Origin of the sequence: Micromonospora sp. URMC 105 (genome assembly GCF_051386295.1) — a bacterium.
In the GTDB taxonomy this organism is placed as follows: Bacteria; Actinomycetota; Actinomycetes; order Mycobacteriales; family Micromonosporaceae; genus Micromonospora.
This window is the reverse complement of the sequence record NZ_JBPQTL010000168.1, coordinates 1-6,142: the sequence shown is the minus strand read 5'-3', so window position 1 is coordinate 6,142 and position 6,142 is coordinate 1. Positions and strand designations below refer to the sequence as shown.

The following is a 6,142-nucleotide window of genomic DNA, read 5'->3' as shown; positions in this document are numbered from 1 at the left end:
GCCGCCAACTTCATGATCACCGGGGCTTGTCCGGGGGTTAGGCGCGCAGGGCGGCGGGGTCGGAGAGGCCGCCGGTGTAGAGGACGCAGCGGGCGCCGACGCTCTCCGCGGCGTGCGCGTCGTCGATCGAGTCGCCGATGAGCACCACCGAGTCACCGGAGATGCCCAGCTCGGCCAGGTGCTTCTCCAGCCACTCGGCCTTGTGGCCGCCGCCGACCGTGGCCCGCAGCCCGTCCACCCTGGTGAAGTGCGGGGTCAGGCCGTACGTGTGCACGGTCGGCACCAGCTCGTCGTGGAACCACATGGAGAGCAGCGACTGGCTGCCCGGCCAGGCGGCGATCGCAGCCAGCGCGTCCTCGGCCAGTGCGCAGCTGGTCAGCCCGCCCCGGTACGCGTCGTGGAAGATCCGGTCGAGCGCCCCGAACGCCTCGGCGTCGATCGCCCGCCCGAGCATCTCCGCGTAGTAGTCGACGATCGGCCGGCGGAAGCGCACCCGGTGCTCGTCGGCGGTCACCGTCGGGCCGCCGGCGCTGGCGAAGGCCACGTTGGTGGCCGCCACCACCAGGCTGAGGTCGTCGAGCAGGGTGCCGTTCCAGTCCCACACCAGGTGGTCGCGCGCAGGGGTCATCGCAGCACCCTAGACGCCTGCTCAGAGCTGCGGGGTGGTCAGGTCCCGCAGCAGCCGCTCCTCCTCGACCCGCCAGTAGCCGTGCTCCTTGCCGTCGAGCAGCACCACCGGCAGCCGGTCGCCGTAGTCGCGCTCCAGCTCGACGTCGCCGGTGACGTCCTTCTCCACCCACTTGTCGCCGGTGACGGCCACCACCCGGTCCAGCGCGGCCTTGGCGTCCTCGCAGAGGTGGCAGCCGGGCCGGGTGATCAGGGTGAGCCGGGCGTCACTGGACATCGGGGACCTCCGAGCGTCGGGGCCGGGGCGGCGTCGCCGGGGACGACGCCGACCGCAGCTGGGTCTTGCGTACCTTCCCGATCACCGAGTACGGCAGCTCGTCGACGAACTCGACGGCGGTCGGGCACTTGAACCGGGCCAGGTTACGCGCGCAGTGGGCGAGCAGCTCCTCCCCGGTCACCGGACGACCCGGCGCCGGCACCACGTACGCCCGCACAGTCTCACCCGTGCGCGGGTGCGGCACACCCAGGACGGCCGAGCCGGCCACCCCCGGGTGCGCGTCGAGCACCAGTTCGACCTCGCGCGGGTAGACGTTGAAGCCGTTGACCAGGATCAGCTCGCCCAGCCGGTCGACCAGGAAGAGGTCGGAGTCGTCGTCGGCGTAGGCGACGTCGCCGGTGGCCCACCAGCCGTCCGCGTCCGGGCCGCCCCGGCCGTCCGGCCAGTAGCCGGCGAACAGGTTCGCCCCGCGTACCACGATCTGGCCGGGGTCGGTGCCGGGCGAGGGGTCGACGAGCCAGGGGTCGTCGTCGGCCTCGTCGTCCGGCTCGGCGACGCCGTCGCGCCACAGGTCGGTCCCGTCGCCGCCGACCAGGCGCAGCTCGACGCCGGGCAGCGGCCGGCCGATCGAGCCGGGCTTCGGCTCGCCGCCGACGAGGGTGGAGGTGAGCACCGGCGCGGTCTCGGTCAGGCCGTACCCGACGTGCACCGGATGACCGGTGACCTCGGTGAAGCGCGCGCCGGTGGCCGGGTCGAGCGGCGCCGCGCCGCAGACCGCGACCCGCACCGAGGCCATCGCCGCCGCGACCACGCCGGCGTCCGCCGTGGACCAGGCCAGGAACATCGACGGTACGCCGACCAGCACGCTGACCCGGTGCCGGGCGATCTCGTCGAGCGCGCAGTCGGGGCCGAGCTCGTCGACCAGCACCCCGGTCGCACCGTGGTGGATCACCGCCCCCAGCCCGGTGTTCAACCCGTACGCGTGGAAGAGCGGCAGCGCGAGCAGCACGGTGTCGTCGGCGCCGACCACCGGCGGGGAGATCCGGCCGACTTGGTCCTGGTTGGCGGCCAGCGCCCGGTGCGGCAGCATCGCGCCCTTGGGCCGCCCCTCGGTGCCGGAGGTGTAGAGCAGCACCGCGAGGTCGCCGCCGCTGCGCGCCGGCAGCTCCCCCGCCTGTTCGGGCAGGGCGGTGTGCACCGCCCTGAGCGCCGGCAGGTCGGCGGTCAGACCGGCCACCCGGTCCCGGACGGCCTCGGTGCCGCAGAGCAGCGTCGCGCCGGAGTCGGCCAGGACGTGCCGCAGCTCCCGGGCGGTGAGGCCGGGGTTGACCGGCACCGCGACCAGGCCCGCGCGCAGCGTGGCGAGGTAGGCGACCACGAAGTCCGGTGTGTTGGGCAGGGCGATCGCCACCCGCGCCGGCACGCCGGCCGGGCCACCCGGCACGGCGTCGTCCCGGCCGACCGGCACGGCGTCGGCCAGGGCCCGGGCCACGGCGGTCACCCGGGCGTCCAGTTCGGACCAGGTCAGGGTCGTCTCGCGCCAGTGCAACGCGGGGCGGTCGCCGTGGTCGGCGGCGGCCCGGCGGAGCCGGTCGGCGAGGTCGGGCGCGGAGCTGTCGGTGACGTCCTGCACGGTCGCTGAGTCTGGCACAGCAGCACCCCGACGGACCATGCTTGCGCCACGGGCACGCCGCGCTTGCGCCACGGGCACGCCGCCCCGCGGGCGACACGCCGACACGCCGACGGCGGTGCAATTCACCTCCGACGAGGACTTTCCACTCGGGATCAAGAGACGACGTGAAAGTCAACCGCACACGACGGACAACCGGTCCGCCATCGGTGCGACGAGGAGGGAAATACTTTGGCCCTGTGTAACGGACTTGCCACGCGCGGGTGACGTTGGCCCTATCATCACTCGGGTCGGCTCACCCCATTTGCCGTGAGTCGACACCCCTCAGCCCGAGGAGGCCCCCGTGCCTGTGAGCGCATTGGACCAGCACCTCAAGGGGGTCTGCCGTACTTCGGCACACCCCCGCGCCGACCTGCCCGCCCCGGGCGGACCGGACGCCACGGCGGCGCGTCGCCGTGCCGTCCGTCCGGCCGGCGAGCGGACCGGGGAGGCGCGGTGACCACCTTCGGCTACGCGGAACGGCCCGCCGGCCTGACCGGGCCGACACCCCGGACGTCGCCCAACGAGCGACTGGACCCGGGGCACGGCAGCGATCGGCCGCGCAACCGGCACAACGAGGCTCCGGCCCGGCCGGCCCTACCCGGCGGAAACGCGAAACCGGCCGGTGGCCGGGTCGCGTCACCGGCCCGCCCCACCATGCCGGCGCAGAACCGGCGGGCCGGCGAGCCGCCCGCGGTGGCCGATCCGTCCGGTGCCGAGACCGCCGTGCTGCCGACCGTGCCCGCCGCCGACACCGCCGTGCTGCCCGCGGTCCCGGCCACCACGACACCGGCCACCGGCTTTCCCAGCCGGCCCGACCCGTCCGACCCGGCGACCGAGGTCTGGGCGCTGGTGGAGCGCGCGCAGGCCGGTGAGGCCGAGGCGTTCGGGCTGATCTACGACCGGTACGTCGACACGGTCTTCCGCTTCGTCTACTTCCGGGTCGGCAACCGCCAACTGGCGGAGGACCTCACCTCGGACACGTTCCTGCGCGCCCTGAAGCGGATCGGCAGCTTCACCTGGCAGGGCCGCGACCTCGGTGCGTGGCTGGTCACCATCGCCCGCAACCTGGTCGCCGACCACTTCAAGTCCGGCCGCTACCGGCTGGAGGTCACCACCGGCGACGTGCTCGACGCCGACCGGGAGGACCGGGGCCCGGAGGGCAGCCCCGAGGCCGCGGTGGTGGAGCACATCACCAACGTCGCGCTGCTCACCGCCGTCAAGCAGCTCAACCCGGAGCAGCAGGAGTGCATCGTGCTCCGCTTCCTCCAGGGCTTCTCGGTGGCTGAGACGGCCCGCGCCATGGGCAAGAACGAGGGCGCGATCAAGGCCTTGCAGTACCGCGCCGTCCGCGCCCTCGCCCGCCTGCTCCCGGACGGTTTCCAGCCCTGATCCCCCGGTGAGGACGATCACTCTTCGTGATTTCGGCAGCCGTCGGCCCGTAACCGGTGCCCGTCGCGGACCGTTTCTCCGGGTGCGACCGGTGGTTGCCCCGGCGCCCCCGGACCGATCCGGTCCGGAGCAGCGCGGCCGGCCAACACCTTCGTCCGTCGGCGTACGCCGCCGCCGGTCGCTGGGAACCACCGCGGCCGACCGGCCGTGACCAGCGAGAGGGGGTGCCTGCGGTGGACAGTGACCTCTTCTCCCGTCGTCGGGCCGCACGTTTCGCCCAGCTTCTCGACGAGGCGAACGGCGGCCGGCGTCATCACGTCCGGTCCCGTGCCGACGACCGGCTCACCGCCCTGGTGGCGGTCGGTCAGCGGCTCGTCGCCGACCGGCCGGACGTCCAGGTCGACGCCGAGTTCCGCACCGGGCTCCGCGCCATGCTGGTGGCGACCGCGGAGCGGGAGGGCATGGGCACGGCAGCCGCGACGACACCGGCCGCCACGACCGACGCCACCCCGCGCACCTCGCTGCTCGGCGCGGTGACCGCACGCCAGGTCCGCGCCCGGGGCGCCATCCTGGTCGGGATCGCCGCCGGCGCCGTCGCCCTGTCGGGCATCTCCGCCGCCAGCGAGGACGCCGTTCCCGGCGACGCTCTGTACGGCATGAAGCGCTCCACCGAACGCGCCCAGCTCGCGCTGGCCAGCTCGGACCTCAGCCGCGGCCAGCTCTTCCTCGACTTCGCCCGCACCCGGCTGGACGAGGCCGGCACGCTCCACGGCGACCTGGCCGGGTTCAGCGCGGTGCTGGACGACATGGACGCCGACACCCGCCAGGGCGTACGGCTGCTCACCACCACCGCCGCCCAGCGCTCCGACCCGGCCGGGCTGGACGCGGTGAACACCTTCGTCACCGGGCAGCGCAAGGCGGTCGGCGGGCTGCTCGACGGAGCCAGCCGCGGCGAGCGGGACCGGACCCGCCGCTCGCTGGCCCTGCTGGACGCCATCCGCAAGCGCTCCGACGCGCTGCGCGCCGCGATCGCCTGCGGTCTGCCCGCGCCGGCCGGCAGCGACGCGCTCGGCCCGGCCCCGGGGCCCTGCCCGAGCGACCGCTGAGCGAACGAGCCGTTCACGCCACAGTTGCACCGTGGGGCGGCCGCCCGTAACCGGCCTCCGACTACCCTTCGGGGTGCAGCGGTCGTCGTACGCAGGGAGGTCGGATGGCCCGCAGCCGCAAGGTCACGGTCAGTACCGACGTCCACGGGCACACCGCCGGCTGGGCCGAGGCCGAGGTCACTCCGCCCGTCCCCGCGCAGCCCGATCCCACCGCTGCGGCCTTCTTCGACGTGGACAACACGATGATGCAGGGCGCCTCGATCTACTGGTTCGCCCGCGGGCTGGCCGCCCGCAAGTACTTCACCACCGGCGACCTGGCCCGGTTCGCCTGGCAGCAGGCGCGCTTCCGGCTGCTCGCCACCGAGAACGCCGTCGACATGTCGCAGGCCAAGGAGGCCGCCCTGGCCTTCATCGAGGGCTGGCGGGTGGACGACGTCGAGCGCCTCGCCGAGGAGATCTTCGACGAGCTGATGGCCCCCCGGATCTGGGCCGGTACGCGCCGGCTCGCCCAGCGGCACCTCGACGCCGGCGAGCGGGTGTGGCTGGTCAGCGCCGCCCCGGTGGAGATCGGCCGGGTGATCGCCACCCGGCTCGGCCTGACCGGCGCGATCGGCACGGTGGCCGAGGTGGTCGACGGGGCGTACACCGGGCGGCTGGTCGGCGACCTGATGCACGGGCCGGCCAAGGCGGAGGCGGTCGGCCAGCTCGCCGCGGTCGAGGGGCTGGACCTGGGCCGCTGCGCCGCCTACAGCGACTCGGTCAACGACCTGCCGATGCTCACCGCGGTCGGGCGGGCGGTGGCGATCAACCCGGACGGCACCCTGCTGCGGCAGGCGCGCGAGCGGGGCTGGGAGGTGCGGGACTTCCGCACCGGCCGACGGGCGGTCAAGATCGCCGTACCGTCCACCGCCGCGGCGGGCCTGCTCGCCGGCGCGGTCAGCGCCGGCCTGGCCCTCCACCGCCGCCGCCGCACCCCCTGACCCCCGACGAAGCGCCCCCAGGTACAGAGAAAGCGTGGCTATTCCTCGTCGGATAGCCACGCTTTCTTTGAAAGTGCGCCCCGGAAGGGGC

The 6,142-nt window shown here is 74.4% G+C and carries 6 protein-coding genes; 3 read left to right on the top strand and 3 right to left on the bottom strand.

All coding sequences use genetic code 11. The annotated features are described in order from the left end of the window. Nucleotides 1–37: 37 nt before the first annotated feature. The 3 genes from ACSNN7_RS28455 to ACSNN7_RS28445 are packed head-to-tail and all read right to left on the bottom strand — an operon-like array spanning nt 38 to nt 2,576. Nucleotides 38–628 carry an HAD family hydrolase gene (locus tag ACSNN7_RS28455; RefSeq protein ID WP_436684132.1) on the bottom strand — a complete coding sequence of 197 codons (591 nt, stop codon included), beginning with the start codon at nt 626–628 and terminating at the stop codon, nt 38–40. 21 nt (nt 629–649) lie between these two features. Next, the gene (locus ACSNN7_RS28450; RefSeq protein WP_334449656.1) at nt 650–904 is read right to left on the bottom strand and encodes a glutaredoxin family protein; all 255 of its coding nucleotides are present in this window, start codon (nt 902–904) and stop codon (nt 650–652) included. Beyond that, complete coding sequence (locus ACSNN7_RS28445; RefSeq protein WP_436684131.1) at nt 894–2,576, bottom strand: AMP-binding protein; 1,683 nt, start codon at nt 2,574–2,576, stop codon at nt 894–896. The genes ACSNN7_RS28450 and ACSNN7_RS28445 overlap by 11 nt, the downstream gene beginning before the upstream one ends. 453 nt (nt 2,577–3,029) lie before the next feature. On the opposite strand from ACSNN7_RS28445, the gene ACSNN7_RS28440 reads away from it, so the two are divergent. The 3 genes from ACSNN7_RS28440 (at nt 3,030) to ACSNN7_RS28430 (ending at nt 6,051) form a co-directional block, all read left to right on the top strand. Next, entirely contained in the window at nt 3,030–3,965 is a 936-nt protein-coding gene (locus ACSNN7_RS28440) for an ECF subfamily RNA polymerase sigma factor, BldN family (protein ID WP_436684130.1), read from the top strand. Nucleotides 3,966–4,198: 233 nt separating this feature from the next. Further along, nucleotides 4,199–5,071: a DUF5667 domain-containing protein gene (locus tag ACSNN7_RS28435; protein ID WP_436684129.1), complete on the top strand. Its 873-nt coding sequence runs from the start codon at nt 4,199–4,201 to the stop codon at nt 5,069–5,071. 104 nt (nt 5,072–5,175) lie between these two features. Further along, complete coding sequence (locus ACSNN7_RS28430) at nt 5,176–6,051, top strand: HAD family hydrolase (protein ID WP_334449664.1); 876 nt, start codon at nt 5,176–5,178, stop codon at nt 6,049–6,051. Nucleotides 6,052–6,142: the final 91 nt, after the last annotated feature.